The following is a 16,064-nucleotide window of genomic DNA, read 5'->3' on the forward strand; positions in this document are numbered from 1 at the left end:
AGGTAGCCACCCCAAAAAATTGAGATTACGACATGGATCATGTGAAAGTTGGTCGATTAGGCCCTTTTCCGCGGGTAAGTAAACCCGTGTTTTTAACTTCAGCGTTGTTAATTCTTGCGTTTATTATCTTCGGCACTCTCTTTAGTGAGCAAGCAGAGCTGGTCTTTGGTCATGCAAAAGCCTTTGTGTCTTTACGCTTTGGCTGGTTTTTTATTGTGGTTGTCAACTTAACATTGGTGATGAGCATCTATATGATATTTAGTCGCTATGGCGATATCAGGCTTGGTCATCAAAATGAAAAACCAGAATATAACCTATTATCTTGGATTGGCATGTTGTTTTCCGCTGGTATCGGTATTGGGCTGCTTTATTGGGGAACAGCTGAACCGTTGTACCATTTTATGGCACCGCCATTAGGAGAAGCTGAAACGGTCGCTGCCGCCAAACAAGCGATGAATATATCGTTTCTACATTATGGTTTACATGTGTGGGCGCTCTACGGTATGGTCGCTTTGTCATTGGCTTATTTCCACTACCGAGTGGGTTTGCCATTAGCCATCCGTTCGACACTATATCCTATATTGGGTAAAAAAATATATGGGGGCTGGGGCCATACGGTGGATACGCTAGCAGTGTTTGGCACGATGTTTGGTGTCGTGACGACACTCGGTTTAGGCGTGTTACAGATCAACTCAGGTCTTGAGACTTTATTTGGTATTCCTAATAACACGACCGTTCAGGTTATTCTCATTGCATTGATTACGGTGCTGGCAGGATTGTCACTGTTTATGGGACTAGATAAAGGTATCAAGCGTTTGAGTGATATCAATATCTTGTTCACCATTGTGCTACTGAGCTTTGTGATTATATTAGGCCCTACGCAGTTTATTTTTAATAGTTTTGTCGAAAATGTTGGTAACTATTTACATGAAATTGTTCCCTTAGGTCTTTGGACAGAGTCTTATGAAGGTCAGGATAATTGGCAGTCTTCATGGACGATATTCTATTGGGCATGGTGGATCAGCTGGTCACCTTTTGTCGGGGTGTTTGTCGCTCGTATCTCTCGTGGTCGTACCATTCGTGAGTTTATATTAGGGGTGTTGTTGATTCCTATTACCATCTTGTTCCTATGGTTTACCGCTTTCGGTGGTTCAGCGGTGCATATGGAACTGATGGCAGCAGCCGATCCTAGTATGGTGAGTCCTGGTCTTGTCGAGGCGGTACAAGCAGATACAGGCAGTGCTATCTTCAAGCTGATGGAATCTTACCCATTAACCTCAGCCGTTAACTTACTCATTGTCGTGATGATTGTCTTGTGGTTTGTGACGTCGTCAGATTCAGCGAGTTTTGTGATTGATATGTTGACCTCTGGTGGCGATGCCAATCCACCAAAGATTCAGCGTCTGTTTTGGGCAGGTACAGAAGGTGTTATTGCGGCCGTACTGTTGACAGCAGGCGGATTGAGTGCCCTGCAAGCAGCCTCTATCGTTTCGGGTTTCCCTTTCGCTATCGTCATCGTTATTATGATGTATTCGTTACTACGAGGCTTGAGTCGAGATCGTCTGATACTATATCGTAATCAGCAATGGTTCGTCACCGAAGAGTCAGCAGAGCATAACTCAGCCAACGAGTTCCGTGATGAAGACTTGCTAACAGGTCCGCTTGATCTTGAAGACTCTAAAAATTAAATAATAAGTTAATCGAAAGTAATATTTAAAAGCCCTCACTTATGATTAAGTGGGGGCTTTTTATATCATTCAGCTATTTTTAATTTTAATCTAAATTATCTATAGTCGGCTCAATATAATTTGAATACAAGGCAACCGAGTGCAGGTGTATAGGTGATACTTCAAACGAGGTTAACGCTGTAATATTTTTATAGTGGAATGGCTATATATGCAAGGTTATGAGCATTGTCCTTTCACATAGCCTAATGCCGTCGTTGTACCGCATGCTGAGCATGAATTGCCCGCAGTACGATAATTAAATCCTGAATCAGTTTTCACTTTGACACAGACAGGATCGTATTGTGCGGTACACATCGTTTGCTCAGGATTGTAGGGCGGGCATTTGGTAAAAGGATTGTCGCTAGATATCGGTTGGTGATGCTCAGTGCTATGAATAGGGTAGGTGGCTGTATCAGGCGTATCAATGCCTTGGATATTGCTACAGCCAGTTAACGCGATGGCTGCGGATAAGCCTAATAATGACACGCACAATCGCCATGATTTGAGTAAGTGGTTCATAATAATATGTCCTTATAGAAGATAAAGTTCGATAAATCCCTGTTATCGATAGTCAGCTTCAACCATGTTATGAATCAAGTGGTTTCCATCCATAGTAGCCTATTTATGAGCAGTCATCTACTAAATCATGATGAACAAAAAACCCAAGCTTAATCATAAGCTTGGGTTTAATTTTTATCACTATAATGGCTTTCATCGCTTTGCGAGATTTAGCGAAACGCCACGGTGCTATTTGGCTGCTTTGTCATCTTGATTAAGCTGAACATATTTATCAAAGTTCTGCGCATAATCTGTTAGGTTGTCGCTTAGCATTTGGCGATATTGCTTCACATAAAACTCAACGATATCGTCTTTTTCTTTGGCAAAATCATCGCCTTTGACAAAACCGATAGAAGCGACTGACGCGCTATAACGGGCGGCTGCATACAATAAAGAAGCGCCTACTTGTCCTGAATGTGCTTCAGGACCCAATTGGCTGTTTGCGATACCAATGATGGCATCAGCACGTTGGTAAAATGCCTGCATTTCAGGGGTAATCTCAACGTTGGTATCAACTTCGTTGCCTTGAGTCGTGTCTTGAGACATGAGCTGCTCCTAATAAGTATCAATAAATTAAATTTCTAAAAACGGTTTGTAAATAAGTTAAAGCAAGGATTTTATAAACCAGCATCTGCTTTCAAGATTTCAGCTTTGTCTGTTTTTTCCCATGTAAAGGCAGTTTCTGAACCTTGACGACCAAAATGACCGAAGGTAGCTGTTTGCTGATACATTGGCTGTAATAAGTTCAGCATGCGGGTAATGCCATAAGGACGCAAGTCAAAATGCGTACGAATCAGACGAATGATTTCATCGTTACTGATTTTGCTGGTACCAAACGTATTGACAGAGATAGAAGTCGGCTCAGCGACACCAATGGCATAGCTGACCTGAACCTCACAGCGATCGGCAAGGCCTGCTGCGACGATGTTTTTTGCCACATAACGTACCGCGTAAGCTGCACTGCGATCTACTTTTGAAGGATCTTTGCCACTGAAAGCACCGCCGCCATGACGAGCCATACCGCCGTAAGTATCGACAATGATTTTACGACCAGTTAGCCCAGCATCACCAACAGGGCCGCCAATCACAAACTTACCAGTTGGATTGATATGATAGCGTGTACCGGCATGTAAAAGCTCAGCAGGCAGTACCTGCTTGATGATAGATTCCATGACCGCTTCTTGTAGATCGGCTTGTGAAATACTAGGATCATGTTGCGTTGATAATACCACTGCATCAATCGCTACAGGTTTATTACCATCGTATTTTAGCGTAACTTGTGCTTTGGCATCTGGGCGTAACCAAGGCAGATCTCCTGCGCGGCGTAGCTCAGACTGACGCTCCATCAAACGATGCGCATATTCGATAGGCGCTGGCATTAATACTTCGGTTTCATTACTGGCATATCCGAACATCAAGCCTTGATCGCCTGCACCTTGCTCTTCAGGGTCGCTACGATCGACACCTTGGGCAATTTCAGGAGATTGTTTGCCGAGCATGTTGATCACTGCGCAAGTCTCGCCATCAAAACCTAGATCTGAATGATGATAGCCAATGCCATTTACGGTGTCACGAACGAGACGCTCTAAATCGATATTTGCTGTCGTGGTGATTTCACCTGCGAGTATCACAGCGCCGGTTTTCACTAAGGTTTCGCATGCCACACGTGCATGCAGATCTTCACGTAAAATAGCGTCAAGGATGGCGTCTGAGATTTGGTCAGCCATTTTGTCAGGATGACCTTCGCTTACAGATTCTGAGGTAAATAAGTTGTATTCACGCATAAAAGGGTCGCTTAATTGCAGGGACTGTAGTCTACGAACTCAGTCATTATTAAATATATCTAAATGAAAAGACGAAAAGGAATCAAAAAATTATCGTATTTTACCGTGTATCGAGGAAAAACTCTAGCAATGGATGGTGTTATGAGGTAACCAGATAATGATTAAGCGCGGTAAAATTCGTCCATACCGCTATTCTCTTGCCAGTGATATTCGGTATGGTTAGAGATTTGACGTGCGGTATCTATATCATGTCTATCGGCGATAAAGCCAAGCGCCATATCCATACCAGCGCTCACACCTGATGAAGTATAGAATTTTCCATCAACAACCCAGCGTGCTTGCGCTACCCAATGGACCTTATTAGATTGAGATATTACCCATTGCCATGCCATTTTATTAGAGGTGGCTCGCTTACCGTTTAATACACCGCTTTTCGCTAACAAGGCGCTACCAGTACAGACGCTAAGTACCCAATCAGCCTCATCAGTGAGGGTTGTTAACGTTTGCAAAAAGGAGGGGTTGTAGACTAGCTGCCGCGTACCAAGCCCGCCCGGTACTAAAACAATATCAGTCTGATACGCTAACTCTGTGACTGCAATCGTTTGCATAAGTACGCCATGCTTACTGCGGATGATACCACCAGCTATGGAGGTAAATTGAATACGATAATGCTCAGGCAAGCTCCCAAACATCTCGATAGGTCCGAACAAATCCAAGGTTTCAAAATCATCGAACACTAGCGCGGTAATCGTATGCATAAAAACCTCTGACATTCGTTAAAAGATAAACAGCGTTATAGACTTACCTTTATAACTCTAAAAATGCGGCCTTATCCTTAAACATACATTCATCGTACACCGGACAAGCGCCACATTTCGGTGTGCGCGCTTGACAGGTGTAACGTCCGTGTAAAATAAGATAATGGTGTGCATCAACGATGAAATCGTCTGGTATACGCTCAACCAGTTTATTTTCGACGATTAGCACATTTTTGCCTGTAGCCAGACCAGTGCGATTTCCCACCCGAAAAATATGAGTATCGACCGCCATAGTGGGCTGACCAAAAGCGGTATTTAACACCACATTGGCTGTTTTACGCCCAACGCCCGCCAGTGATTCTAAATCTTTGCGATTATCAGGGACGGTACTATCGAATTTCTCAATCAAATCTCGGCAGGTTTTGATGATATTTTTTGCTTTGGCATTATATAAGCCAATATTTTTGATATATGTTTTCAGACCATCTTCACCTAATGCCAATATTGCCTCAGGTGTATTGGCCACAGGATATAATTGCTGGGTGGCAATATTGACACTCACATCCGTTGCTTGTGCAGACAATATCACTGCAATTAATAACTCAAAATTGCTGTCATAATTGAGCTCAGTGACGGGCTCATCAATCGTTGCTGCCAGCTTCTCAAAAAATGGGCGCACGTCACGATTGGGCATTCGTCTTGATGGCGGTGTATCAGCTGTTTTGTGTTTGACGGTTTTACTCATGGTATCTTTACTACTATTTTGGCGATTAGTCATGAAAGACTATTGGCTATCGAGTTCTTTAGGTGATGTATGTAGTGCATGATTTATACCATATACCATCCACGCTATTGTATGAATCGCATGTTGCACGATTAGAGCTGTGATAGCTCCGCTTGTAGCGCTTCAAGATCGGCTTGCTTTTGATCATTTGCACGAACGCTTAACTGTTTCTCTAGCTTTTTAATTTTGCTACGTATCTTGGCTGCTGCAATAGTGTTTTTTGCTTGTGCTTCACTGATATCTAAAGACTGACTGGCTGCATTGTTTAGCTTTGCTTCGACCATGCTGACCACAGGTCTACTGTTGCTACTATCAGCAAGCTGTTCGGTGACGCGTCTTAAGTGAGTGTGATATCGCTGTCTTAAATCTTCTTGCTCTGCTATTCGCTCAGGCTCAGAGATGTCACGTTCAACAGTGACTAAATCGATGCAGTCGACTGGGCAAGGGGCGATACATAGCTCGCAGCCTGTGCACAAGTCAGTAAAGATGGTATGCATGTGCTTGCCAGTGCCGACAATGGCATCCACTGGGCAGGCAGGAATACATTTCGTACAGCCGATACAGTCGTCCTCACGGATAACAGCACGTACCTCGGTTGGGCGTTCAGAGGTAGCATCTATTGGCCACTGAGAAGGCGCAGCGCTAAGTATCGCTTCATGGCTATTGATATCGATAATTTGTGCGATTGCATCAGTAACGGGTTGACCACCAGGCACGCATTTATTGTATGACTCACCCTCTAGCACGATAGCGGCAGCATACGGCAAGCAGCCATCTGGATGCTCGCAAAGTCCACATTGTGTTTGCGGTAGACAGGCATCAATATGCGAGATTTGTGCTTGTATATCCGCAGGTAATGTTTCTAAGCTCAATGTATCGAACAATATGGGTAAGTTGACTAAGCGGATAGTGGTGCTACTTTGCATTGAATTAATGACCTTGCTATCAGTGATAAGTGCAGACATTATACCAAACCCAAAAATCACAATCAGCTATATCAAACTCGTCTGGTCTACAATGCACAATGCATGTACCCGCACTCGTTTTCTTTGCTAATTTGAGTTTTGTGGAGAGTATTAGAATAAATACAGTCAAAGCACTTGTAAATGGTTGCGGTGTAAAAGGCTTCGACTATAGTCAGTGTTAAAGAGTAAAAACTAAATGGGCATACCTTGTTCACGCATAACTTGCGCAATGAGCTCATGAGCAATACTGCCTTTTGGCGGTATTCTAGGCAGGTTGGAGACATCGAAAAAGTCAGCATGGGCCAGCTCTTCTTCTTGAATGATGATATCACCACTGGCATAAGAGGCACGAAAACCCAGCATCAAGTTAGAAGGAAACGGCCATGGCTGGCTACTCACATAGCTAATATCTGATACACTAATATTTACCTCTTCTGCGACTTCGCGTACGACTGCATGCTCAAGGCTTTCTCCAACCTCCACAAAACCTGCAATCAAACCATACATAGGCGACATAGTTGGCTGACCATGACGGTGATGGTGCGCGAGCAAAATTTGCATTTCACCTGTCATTGGGTTTGGTCGGGTAATGGCAGTAATGACACAGGGTTGTACACGAGGATACTGGCGCAATCGACATACTGGACAGATCATGGCACGTTCACCTTGGTCAGCATGTACAGTAGGGCTAGCACAGCGACTACAAAACTGTGTATCTGCTTGCCAGCTTAATAGCTGTATCGCTTGGCTAATCTGATCTGATAAAGCAACTGGCAGATGAGTCATTAGCTGACGATAAGGAACAAAGGCGTGACAACTACTTTCATCGCTTTCATCGATAATAGGCAGTGCAATATTATATGCCACAGCATAATCATAAGTAATCGCACTGGCCGCTTGTGCAGTAAAGGTATGTTTATTCTCTATTTCAGAATTGACTAAATTCTCAGCACTTTTGTTTGTATTTTCTTGAGGGCTGTTATAAGTATTTTCATGAATATCTTTAGAGCCACTGGCATGATCTGCTGATTGCCAATGACTTGGTGCTAGGCTTGGGACTAGGGTTACACGCCCCAGTTGATAAGCTTGCTGATAGTCATCGCCTGCTGCATTTTTATTGTTGAATGGTGGTAATTGAAGCTGTAGAGGCCACCAACCATTAGGGGTCTGACGGCATAAAACGGCATCGTCATTAAATACAAAAGCGTTGGTCATATAGAGTTCCAAACAGTTCGAGACCAGTACGTATCCATATAGATACACACTGGCTTACAGTGAGAGATATAAATGAGGATTTGTAGCCGAAAAGAAGCGGCTACAAAGGTATCGATTTAATTATTAAAGAGTTGAATGGCTAAGCTAAGCCGCGAGTAGATGGCTTAAGCTTTGCTGACCCACATCAAGTGCTTGCTTGCTAACAGGACGATTGTTTTCAAAACCATCCAAATGATGGTCGACTGCCATCATTACATCCGCGATACACGCTAGCGTATTATCTTCTATACGTTGTCCGTCTTCGATACGTTGCTCTAGATAATTTGCTAGCTGGCCTAGCATACTTGCTGGTGTGGGTAGTTGTAAAAAGCGTACCGCCCCTGAGACTTGACGCATCATTTCAGGAATATTTTGAATATTAAGCATATCACGCTCTGGCTCAGCCAAATAATCATTGATGGCTTGTTCAGCACTGGCAATCGCGCTACGACTTTCTTGTATCAATGTATCGTGTGCCGTATTGAGTTGATGCAACGAGATATGAGGGTTGTTAAGTGGCAAGTAGATCGCTCCTGGCGTATGCATTTCTGCCATCGCAATAGCAGCGTTTTCAGCATGCATCAATGCCAGTAGCAGATGATCAAAATCGTCAGGCGACGGTGCTTGCCACTTGCTTACAGCTGCTGCTGCTGTGCTGAGGCTATTGGCTGAATTTGATAGACCAAGCAAGCACAGCGCCGAGCTCAACGTTGTTAGCTCTTCAATAATCTGGGCTGTCTGTGCATCAACAGGATTGATCGAATCACCGCGCGTATAGCTATCGACATTTTCTTTAATGGTATTGATTTGGGTTTGAATGATGCTATTTAATGTATCGGTCAGCTCACGATTAGGGCCGAATAAAAAGCGTTTCATTTGCTCAAACTGAGGGGCTTCTAACTGATTTTGAGCATACTGCTCACGCAACTGTTGTGCAGCTTCATTATCGCGCTGGCATGCAAAACTGACCAAGTCAGCAAAGCGTTTATCCATCACTGGTAAGTAGCTTTGGAATTGCTGCTCTAAATAAATAAGGGTATGTTTCTGGTTAAGGTTCAGCGGTAATATCGTGGCTACATTAGTAACCGCTGCATTGGCTGCTTGCCAAAACAGGCTGCTGGTGTTTGCCGCTATCAAGGCACAAGCTGCACTCATACCATCAAGTTTCTGCTGATCGTCTGGGCCAATATTTCCATCTTGATTAAGCAATGCAACACCAAGGCCACTGCGATAAGCGTAAGTTAATAACTCACTATCTAGATTAAGCTCGTTCAGTGGCTGAAAGTTTTTTTCAGGATTGGCGATAACGACACTGCTGCTACCAAAAGCAGAGAAGTAGTCTGATGTAATAGTGGCATGTTGCCCATGAGCATTGAGCTTGTTAATAATATCCAGTAACAAGGTTGGCTCGACCGACTCTGTCAAGAGTACAAACTCTATGTAGCGCTCTAGTGTCATGATGGCTTCTGACAAATCCATAATCAGATAGGTATCGTTATTATTACCATTATCATACAGTCGCTGTAAACCGTTTACGATGGCAGTATTCAACGCTTCTGCACCAACCAGAGAGATCAGCTTAAAAATACAGGACAGCTGCTTTAGCACAATGATAGAGTCTAATAACAGAGGCGCCTGACTATTATCATCATTAAATTCACTTAGGTGAATCTCAGTATCTTTAAGAGTTACGATGATTTCATCATGCAATAGATGCAGTGACGGTAGGTTGAAGTCAGTGACACTAAGCGTTGGGGCGGTTAATTTCATTTGCGCAGACTGATCCATAAGGAGTTTCCATAATGTACTGATGAGAATAGCAATGGTTTGAATGACGATTAAAAAAGCATTTATTAATAATTTTTTGACGCTTTATATAACAATAATCAAGACTATATTGTACAAATGTCGATATCGCAAGTCATTTAAATGACGACTACATATAGGTTTTGAGTGCAGGGTAGTCTTCTGACAGCGATGTATACCAGTTTTGATTGGTATTTTCATCACTGGGTGATGCCAGCAGTAAAGACGCTAGATTGGCAAGGTTAGCATGTGCTGTCTGTCCGCCGTCTGTTTGCGTGTCTTCTTCGATAGCGAGCGTGACCTGTCCACCCGTCATCGCTAGATAAACTTCTGCTAAAATCTCTGAATCTAGTAAGGCCCCGTGAAAAGTACGGTCCTGCTTACCAACGTTTAGACGGCGTACAAGCGCATCTAGGGTGTTTTTCTGTCCAGGATATTGCTGCTTTGCCATGAATAGGGAGTCAGTCACTTGGACTCGTTCTGCAAAGTCAGTCATACCGACTTTCGCAAACTCCATATTTAAGAAGTTCATATCGAACGAGGCATTGTGAGCGATGATCTCGGCACCGTCCATAAAGTCATATAGTGATTGAGCCACTTGATCAAAAGTAGGCTTGTCTGTTAAGAACGCTGGAGAAATACCATGAATGCGAATAACTTCATCATCCATACCGCGCTGTGGGTTGATATAAACGTGTAGTTTTTCGCCCGTGAATTTACGACCAATCATTTCAACGATACCGACTTCAATGATTCGATCGCCTTTTAGCGGATCAAGCCCTGTGGTTTCGGTATCCATAATGAGCTGGCGATCAGACTCGTGGCGATTTATTGGTTTGGGTAGCAATGGCTTAAAATGTGGATTGGCACGGCTAGTATCACCATCGAATTTTGGTGCATCAGCATCTATACGCATGTCTGTATCTGGCGTAATGTTATTCATCGTTGTATCAGTCATAGGCGTTTGAGCTTCTGGCATATCTGTATTACTCATTGGTTTGCTAGCATTATCATGATGGTCATTCGTGTCTATACTGTCATCTTGGTTAATCGTATGATTATCATGATTTTTATCGTCGTGACTGTCTAATGATTCTTCGTCGAGATACCCTTCATCTACGAACTCGTCATCTATAAGGTCTTCGTCATCCACTATATCTAGACCTAATGGGTCGAAATTTAGCCAGTCATCGTTAGACGGTTTTTGCGCGTTATCAGTCATTATTTGAGTTTTTTTTTAGCCGTATCTTGTAGGTCTGTATCCGATATGTCCGCACTGCGTGAGGTGACACCTAGATTGGCTAGTTCATCTGCCTTTTCATTACCGGCATGCCCAGCATGGCCCTTTACCCAGTGCCAGTCAACCTCTCGCTGTTGGCATAGGTTGTCTAGTTGTTGCCAGAGATCTTGGTTGGCGACTGGTTTCTTACTCGCTGTTTTCCAGCCTCTTTTTTTCCAGCCTTCAATCCATTCAGTGATGCCTTTTTTGACATAGCTAGAGTCTGTCCAAATCTCAAGGTTGTGCTCGTGCGGGCTATGAGTCAAGGCTTGTATCGCACCCATCAGCTCCATACGATTATTGGTCGTCTCTTTATCGCCGCCATATAAATCTTGTGTGCGTCCATCGCTAAAAATAAGATGTGCCCCCCAACCACCAGCACCTGGATTACCTTTGCAAGCACCATCTGTATAGGCAACGGTTGTGTTTGGTTTGGCAGCTAATGGATTTACCGCGCTATTGGTATTAAATGAGGGTGCTGAGGTGCGATTGTCTGACATAAAAAATTATTAACCTAGTAAGTGATGAGTGCAAAGCACAGAGATTTTGCTACCGTTTTGTTCTGGCTATCACTCCATATGCTGGTATTGAGTATAGCAAATCTATCATTAAGATGGGCAGTCGTAATGCACAAAATCGCAAAACCACATATCATAATAGTAACCTTTCCGTTTTCTGTTAAAATAGGCTGGCTAGCGTTAAGGTCTCGGCTATTTGACTGAATAAATATCTGTTTATTGACCTCGCTACGTGACGCTTGAACTGTTTTCCACAGCAATTCAAGCTATCCGCCATCACTGTTTAACAGTAGTTTTTCTCATAAAAGTCTAATGCATGAATGCAGGATAATCCTATTATGTCCTTACGCTCAAACGTTTTTTATAAAAGTCTGACAAATCTAACGGTCGGTATCGCTGTGAGCAGTGCGCTATTTTTGACTGCTTGTAATGATGGTGGGTCGCAACTGGATAAGGAAGTAGCAGCGCCAGTAGATCTCTCTGTGTTTGAAGGGTGTTATACGGTTAGCAGTGAAGAGCCTGCACAGATTAGAGTTAGCCAACAGGATGGCGCATGGGTCATGCAAATGAAAGAGCCTGCAAATGCGAAGCGTGTTTGGGATGATGCTGAGCCGTTAGAGTTGATAGAAAACAGTGAGATACCAAAGTTTTTCTCTATTGATCCTGATAATGTCGACGCTGTCCTTGGCCGCCCTGACAGAGTGCTAGTGCTGGCTCATGTCAAACCTGTTTATGCCAATATCGATCCGCTACTAGACAGTGAGTATTTGTCCTATATTTATCGAGGAGCCAATACTATCTATCGTGTGGAGTGTGATGAGGTGAATACGGATATCTTAGCCAATCCACATGCCAATATTATTATTGATAATGTCAATGAGAGCAGCTAGGCAAGTCTATCAATGCTTTTCTATTAATGCTCCTTTATTGTCTTGTGGTAAAAGCGATAACAAGTCATTTTTTATAAACAGTTAGGTCATCCATATGATCAGAGTCAGGCAATATGAATTTTTTTAGTTATGTGGTGTTGGGCGGGTTTTCTTATGCAGCTGGTTGGGCGATAAGAGCATATATACTCGATAAAAAGCCTGAACCTGAGCAGCCTTATAATCTCAAGCATCCAGCCATCTTGGCATATCTTGGCGGATTTTTTATTATCATGCTGATTGTCTCATGGCTGATTGGTCGCTATGCATTGGGACATGCCGCCATAGATTTTCCTTTTATTATTATCAATAGTTTGGTTGCCACCTTTGTTTGTTCGTTCGGTCTCAATCCCGAAAAAGCCAATTATGAAGTGCCAGACTAATGAGATAGCATAAATGACTGACAGTAAAAAGCCACGACTGATAATCAATATGTCAGTCGTGGCTTTTTACTGTTTACGATGTTTGATGTAGGGCGTTAAGCTTGTTTCTTTACATCCGTTTTTTTAGTAGTGGCTGACTGGCTGTTTTTCCAAACCTGATATTTTTTTAGGTCTTTTTCGATCAGCTTTAAGCAAAAGCCCAGCACTAACGCATCATCGATATGACCGATGAAAGGTATGAAGTCTGGAATGATATCAATGGGGTTGAGAGTGTAAAGTAGACCGACTACGCCTGCTGAAATGGTTTTGTACGGAACCTTGCGATAGTTGCCTTTGTAGTAGTCTTTAAGCAGACTCATGAATAGCATTAAGTCTTTAGCAAAGCGCTCAAGGTGACTGCTGTCTTTTAGCTTTTCTTGAAGTTTGTCTTCTTCATGGATGAGATACTTAAGATCGGCATCTAAGATGTCTTCTTTTTTCTGTTTATTGGTTGCTTTATTAGCCATTATTATCCTTATTTGAGCATAGTCAGTATTTTCATACTGTAGTTGATTCAGTTTAAAAGAGAGTCAACCAAGTGAAGATGTAACTGTGATACTTCGAGCGAGGTTAACGTTGTCACTCTTTTGTAGAGGATTAACTATATAACAAAGTAAGGTGTGTGTGCCAATATTGAGTAGTAGTGGCGAGTTAAATGTTCAGCTAATACGGTAGCGAAAAAGTAAATATGGGCAAGGGTTGGGCAACTATCATCGCCAAAAAAACGTCTACAATATGCTGCTGTGCGGTTTGAGCAAGTAGACTGCAAAGATAAAAATGATGCAAAAGTATATTAAAATAAAAACGATAAGGTAGCAGCGAGATATGAGTGCCAAAATACAGGCTTTAACAGATGATAAAAATAAAAATGGTCATAAAGCGATTGAAACGACATCTGGATTGAATCGTCGCCAGTTTCTATGTCGAATAGGTGTTGGTGCAGGCACTGCGGCACTAGCGACTCACAGTATCACTCAAGCACTGGCCTCTAATGCTATGTATTCAAGTAGCAGGCAACTGACTAAAGATGATCTGCCGTCTGCGCTGATGGATGAAGGCTCATTACCACAAACGTCACAGGCGTCATTAACGCAGACCACTTGTATCACGCCCACGATTGAAACACGACTTTTTGCCAGCTCCAACGTTGGAGGTAGTGACGACCGCACCCAATTGGCATTAGATCGTGTGGCGTGTGCAGGTTTTAAAGTAAACAATCCTGCGATTACCAACCGGCAGTATTTACGCTTTGCTGGTACAGACTCGCAGCGAGCGAGTGACCTGCAAAATATTGCTACAGGTGCTATCGCAGCGCCCAAGTTACTGCTGGGTGTGCGCGGTGGTTACGGTGCCATGCGTTTGTTACCGATGGTTGACTGGTCGACGCTGGGACGTATTATGAAGGAGCGCGGCACGATACTCGCAGGTTTTAGCGATGTGACCGCTATTCAGTGCGCATTGCTGGCAAAGGGTGATATGAGTTCGCTTGCCGCACCGATGCTCCATAGTGAATTTGGCAAGACTAAACCTGATGAGGTCAGCTGTCGACAGTTTGTTGAAGCGCTCACCAATCCCAATCTAACTATTGATATATCAGACGCTTCTTTAACTAGTTCTAGCTTACCCAGTATTTTGACCAGTGCTGAGCCAAAAACTATAATTGGTACGATTTGGGGTGGCAACTTAAGTGTCGTATCGTCGCTGGCAGGCAGTGAGTATTTACCGCGTATTAATGGCGGTATTGTGTTTTTAGAAGATGTAGGCGAGCAGGCGTATCGTATTGAGCGCATGTTATATGATTTGTATCTCGCAGGTGTGTTTAAGAATCAACAAGCAATTGTGTTTGGTGCATTATCTGGTGCAGGTGAGGACAGCTATGACAAGCGTTATGATGTTGCCACAGTCATTCGTCAGCTGCACGAATTGACTGGATTACCCATTTATAGTGGCATGCGTTTTGGTCATATCGGACAAAAATACAGCTTTCCATTGGGGACGACCTGTCAAATTAGCGCCGATACCGTTGGTGGTTATCAGTTGGCATTTGCCAATTATCCAACCATCAAGTCTGAAACCATCCATGCTGAAGGATTGTGGCAAGCGGTTTAGCCATTCGTAAAACCTTATAAAAAATAGCCATTAAAGAACCGTGCTAAATCGCTAACCGTGAAAATTTATCCTGATATTCTTTCGGTGTTAGCTCGGTCGCACGTTTAAATAAGCGCGTGAACGAAGAGATATCATCATAGCCGACTTGCTCGGCAAGCGATTTAATCGTTACATCTCCCAATTCAAGCAGGCGCTTTGCCTGCTCAATTCTGACGGCTTGAATATACTCAATCGGACGCATAGCAACAGCAGACTGGAAGCGCCTGTTTAAAGTGCGCGGGGTGATATTTACCATAGCGGCTAAACTACTGACCTGCAAAGAATGCTGAAAGTTTTCTTCGATATATTCTTGGACCTGTTTAATCAAATGATCAGAATGCGGCTTGTGCAAGGTCACGTTGGTATAGCTATTCTGACTGCCTCTTTTGCTATCGATGATTTGGGTTTTTGCCACTTGCGTAGAAATCTCACGTCCGCAGTACCGCTCAATCAATAATAGCCCCAAATCATAAAAGGCACTGCCGCCAGCTGCACAAAATATATTACCTGACTGACTGTCTGATTTACTCTTTGAATGAGTAACAAACTGGTTTTCTTGTAAGTCAACGAGTGGAAAGTCTGCCTTAAACTTATTGGCATAGCCCCAGTGTGTGGTGGCTATCTTATGATCTAACAGTCCTGCTTTTGCCAGAAAAAAAGCGCCGCTACAGTTACTGGCTATATCTGACTTAGTATCTGCCAACCGTTTTAAATGTGGTATTAATTCTGCATTTCGGCTCAGTACTTTATCGATTGAATCACCAATAGTCGGAATTAATAGCAAGTCGCATTCTGCCACTTCCTGAATATCGCAATGCGCTTGCATGATTAAGCGGTTGCTACATCTAATATCCACGCCACCAACGCTTGCTATCTGCACATTAAATCGTGGCTCTACTGGCTCATCTAAAAATCGTTGCCAACTGACACCAGTGAATGAGAATAAATCTAATGCACCTGTCAATGCACTGCCGAGCACACCATCGAATCCAATAATAATGACTTTAAATGGTTTGAAATAGGGCATGGGTATCTATTCTCCTTTTACTTCATTGACTAAAAATATCAATTTTCTATCTGAATTTTCTAATTATAAGTACTATTTATGTCTTATTTGACCATAATTATGTCATAA

The 16,064-nt window shown here is 43.0% G+C and carries 14 protein-coding genes and 1 pseudogene; 4 read left to right on the forward strand and 11 right to left on the reverse strand.

Going from position 1 to position 16,064, the window contains the following annotated elements; all coding sequences use genetic code 11:
• Positions 1-32 precede the first annotated feature (32 nt).
• Positions 33-1,688 carry a BCCT family transporter gene (locus I6E84_RS09640; protein WP_110922762.1) on the forward strand — a complete coding sequence of 552 codons (1,656 nt, stop codon included), beginning with the start codon at positions 33-35 and terminating at the stop codon, positions 1,686-1,688.
• 216 nt (positions 1,689-1,904) lie between these two features.
• Here the strand turns inward: I6E84_RS09640 and I6E84_RS09645 are convergent, their stop codons facing one another.
• The 9 genes and pseudogenes from I6E84_RS09645 to dnaQ all read right to left on the reverse strand — a co-directional run bounded on the left by I6E84_RS09645 (position 1,905) and on the right by dnaQ (position 11,415).
• Positions 1,905-2,246 carry a hypothetical protein gene (locus tag I6E84_RS09645; RefSeq protein ID WP_197217721.1) on the reverse strand — a complete coding sequence of 114 codons (342 nt, stop codon included), beginning with the start codon at positions 2,244-2,246 and terminating at the stop codon, positions 1,905-1,907.
• Between the two features lie 228 nt (positions 2,247-2,474).
• Positions 2,475-2,831 (reverse strand): DUF3144 domain-containing protein, encoded by a 357-nt coding sequence (locus I6E84_RS09650; RefSeq protein WP_110922764.1) that lies wholly within the window; start codon positions 2,829-2,831, stop codon positions 2,475-2,477.
• Between the two features lie 71 nt (positions 2,832-2,902).
• Positions 2,903-4,069, reverse strand: coding sequence for a methionine adenosyltransferase (metK, locus tag I6E84_RS09655; protein WP_110922765.1), 1,167 nt, complete (start codon positions 4,067-4,069; stop codon positions 2,903-2,905).
• A 161-nt stretch (positions 4,070-4,230) separates the two neighbouring features.
• Positions 4,231-4,827: a DJ-1/PfpI family protein gene (locus I6E84_RS09660; RefSeq protein WP_197217722.1), complete on the reverse strand. Its 597-nt coding sequence runs from the start codon at positions 4,825-4,827 to the stop codon at positions 4,231-4,233.
• 49 nt (positions 4,828-4,876) lie between these two features.
• On the reverse strand, positions 4,877-5,572 hold the full coding sequence (gene nth, locus I6E84_RS09665; protein ID WP_197217818.1) for an endonuclease III: 696 nt from the start codon (positions 5,570-5,572) through the stop codon (positions 4,877-4,879).
• Positions 5,573-5,703: 131 nt separating this feature from the next.
• Complete coding sequence (locus I6E84_RS09670; RefSeq protein WP_197217820.1) at positions 5,704-6,537, reverse strand: RnfABCDGE type electron transport complex subunit B; 834 nt, start codon at positions 6,535-6,537, stop codon at positions 5,704-5,706.
• A gap of 231 nt (positions 6,538-6,768) precedes the next feature.
• Positions 6,769-7,791 (reverse strand): NAD(+) diphosphatase, encoded by a 1,023-nt coding sequence (nudC, locus tag I6E84_RS09675; protein ID WP_197217723.1) that lies wholly within the window; start codon positions 7,789-7,791, stop codon positions 6,769-6,771.
• Positions 7,792-7,935: 144 nt separating this feature from the next.
• Positions 7,936-9,618: a hypothetical protein gene (locus I6E84_RS09680; protein ID WP_197217724.1), complete on the reverse strand. Its 1,683-nt coding sequence runs from the start codon at positions 9,616-9,618 to the stop codon at positions 7,936-7,938.
• A gap of 148 nt (positions 9,619-9,766) precedes the next feature.
• Positions 9,767-11,415: pseudogene (dnaQ, locus tag I6E84_RS09685) on the reverse strand (DNA polymerase III subunit epsilon).
• A 356-nt stretch (positions 11,416-11,771) separates the two neighbouring features.
• Between dnaQ and I6E84_RS09690 the strand changes: the two are divergent.
• Positions 11,772-12,323 (forward strand): hypothetical protein, encoded by a 552-nt coding sequence (locus I6E84_RS09690; protein ID WP_227681437.1) that lies wholly within the window; start codon positions 11,772-11,774, stop codon positions 12,321-12,323.
• Between the two features lie 113 nt (positions 12,324-12,436).
• On the forward strand, positions 12,437-12,742 hold the full coding sequence (locus I6E84_RS09695) for a hypothetical protein (protein WP_110922770.1): 306 nt from the start codon (positions 12,437-12,439) through the stop codon (positions 12,740-12,742).
• 95 nt (positions 12,743-12,837) lie between these two features.
• Here I6E84_RS09695 and I6E84_RS09700 read toward each other — a convergent pair whose 3' ends face one another.
• Positions 12,838-13,248 (reverse strand): YkvA family protein, encoded by a 411-nt coding sequence (locus tag I6E84_RS09700; RefSeq protein ID WP_197217725.1) that lies wholly within the window; start codon positions 13,246-13,248, stop codon positions 12,838-12,840.
• A 358-nt stretch (positions 13,249-13,606) separates the two neighbouring features.
• Here I6E84_RS09700 and I6E84_RS09705 point away from each other — a divergent pair, with 358 nt between their 5' ends.
• Positions 13,607-14,890, forward strand: a complete 1,284-nt coding sequence (locus tag I6E84_RS09705; RefSeq protein ID WP_197217727.1) for an LD-carboxypeptidase — start codon at positions 13,607-13,609, stop codon at positions 14,888-14,890.
• A gap of 43 nt (positions 14,891-14,933) precedes the next feature.
• On the opposite strand, the gene I6E84_RS09710 is transcribed toward I6E84_RS09705, so the two are convergent.
• Positions 14,934-15,956, reverse strand: a complete 1,023-nt coding sequence (locus I6E84_RS09710) for a GlxA family transcriptional regulator (RefSeq protein WP_197217728.1) — start codon at positions 15,954-15,956, stop codon at positions 14,934-14,936.
• Between the last annotated feature and the right edge of the window lie 108 nt (positions 15,957-16,064).

The sequence above is a fragment of the Psychrobacter sp. SCQQ22 genome, assembly GCF_015864605.1.
Lineage (GTDB): Bacteria > Pseudomonadota > Gammaproteobacteria > Pseudomonadales > Moraxellaceae > Psychrobacter > Psychrobacter fozii.

Excerpts from the sequence above, each read along its gene's own strand:
- I6E84_RS09640 (WP_110922762.1), top strand. The coding sequence starts at position 33 with ATGGATCATGTGAAAGTTGGTCGATTAGGCCCTTTTCCGCGGGTAAGT.
- I6E84_RS09680 (WP_197217724.1), bottom strand. The coding sequence starts at position 9,618 with ATGGATCAGTCTGCGCAAATGAAATTAACCGCCCCAACGCTTAGTGTC.
- I6E84_RS09690 (WP_227681437.1), top strand. The coding sequence starts at position 11,772 with ATGTCCTTACGCTCAAACGTTTTTTATAAAAGTCTGACAAATCTAACG.
- I6E84_RS09695 (WP_110922770.1), top strand. The coding sequence starts at position 12,437 with ATGAATTTTTTTAGTTATGTGGTGTTGGGCGGGTTTTCTTATGCAGCT.
- I6E84_RS09660 (WP_197217722.1), bottom strand. The coding sequence starts at position 4,827 with ATGCATACGATTACCGCGCTAGTGTTCGATGATTTTGAAACCTTGGAT.
- I6E84_RS09670 (WP_197217820.1), bottom strand. The coding sequence starts at position 6,537 with ATGCAAAGTAGCACCACTATCCGCTTAGTCAACTTACCCATATTGTTC.
- I6E84_RS09645 (WP_197217721.1), bottom strand. The coding sequence starts at position 2,246 with ATGAACCACTTACTCAAATCATGGCGATTGTGCGTGTCATTATTAGGC.
- nth (WP_197217818.1), bottom strand. The coding sequence starts at position 5,572 with ATGAGTAAAACCGTCAAACACAAAACAGCTGATACACCGCCATCAAGA.
- I6E84_RS09650 (WP_110922764.1), bottom strand. The coding sequence starts at position 2,831 with ATGTCTCAAGACACGACTCAAGGCAACGAAGTTGATACCAACGTTGAG.
- I6E84_RS09705 (WP_197217727.1), top strand. The coding sequence starts at position 13,607 with ATGAGTGCCAAAATACAGGCTTTAACAGATGATAAAAATAAAAATGGT.
- I6E84_RS09710 (WP_197217728.1), bottom strand. The coding sequence starts at position 15,956 with ATGCCCTATTTCAAACCATTTAAAGTCATTATTATTGGATTCGATGGT.
- nudC (WP_197217723.1), bottom strand. The coding sequence starts at position 7,791 with ATGACCAACGCTTTTGTATTTAATGACGATGCCGTTTTATGCCGTCAG.
- I6E84_RS09700 (WP_197217725.1), bottom strand. The coding sequence starts at position 13,248 with ATGGCTAATAAAGCAACCAATAAACAGAAAAAAGAAGACATCTTAGAT.
- metK (WP_110922765.1), bottom strand. The coding sequence starts at position 4,069 with ATGCGTGAATACAACTTATTTACCTCAGAATCTGTAAGCGAAGGTCAT.